This is a genomic window from Streptomyces humi, assembly GCF_001005085.2.
GTDB lineage: Bacteria > Actinomycetota > Actinomycetes > Streptomycetales > Streptomycetaceae > Streptomyces > Streptomyces humi.
In genome coordinates, this window is record NZ_LBMU02000199.1 from 1 (window position 1) to 627 (window position 627).

Below are 627 nucleotides of genomic sequence, written 5' to 3' on the forward strand. Positions count from 1 at the left end.
CCGACGCGCTGGAGGACCTGGCCGGCCAGGTGCTCGCGGGCAGTCCGTGGGTGACGACCGTGGAGGCCGTCGCCGAGCGGGTGGAGTCCGCGGCAGGCGGGGCGGTGGTGCACGCCCGCCGGGCCGACGGGAGCCGGGTGACGGTACGCGCCCGCTGGGTGTTCGACTCACGGCCGCCCGAGCGGCTGCCCCCGGCGCGCACGACCATGCTCCAGCATTTCCGGGGCTGGTTCGTACGCACCAGCCACCCGGTGTTCGATCCCGGTGCCGTGGAGCTGATGGACTTCCGCACCCCGCAGCCCGCCCACGGTCTGTCCTTCGGTTACGTGCTGCCGACGGGTCCGCGCGAGGCGCTGGTGGAGTACACCGAGTTCTCCCGCGGCCCGCTCGGCCGGGACGCCTACGACCGCGCGCTGCGGCACTACCTGCACGGTGTCCTGGGCGCCGGCGACCACGAGGTGCTGGAGTGCGAACAGGGTGTCATCCCGATGACGGACGCGGACTTCCCGCGGCGGACCGCCGCGTCGGTGTTCCGGATCGGGGCCGCGGCCGGGGCCACCCGTCCGGCGACCGGATACACCTTCAGCGCCGTGCAGCGGCAGACACGCGCGGTGGCCGCCGCCCTGC

Annotated in this window: 1 protein-coding gene; it reads left to right on the top strand. The window is 75.0% G+C overall.

What is annotated here, in order from left to right; genetic code table 11:
- The coding region (locus tag AAW13_RS43895; RefSeq protein ID WP_240528945.1) for a lycopene cyclase family protein at positions 1 to 627 on the top strand (627 nt) is incomplete at both ends.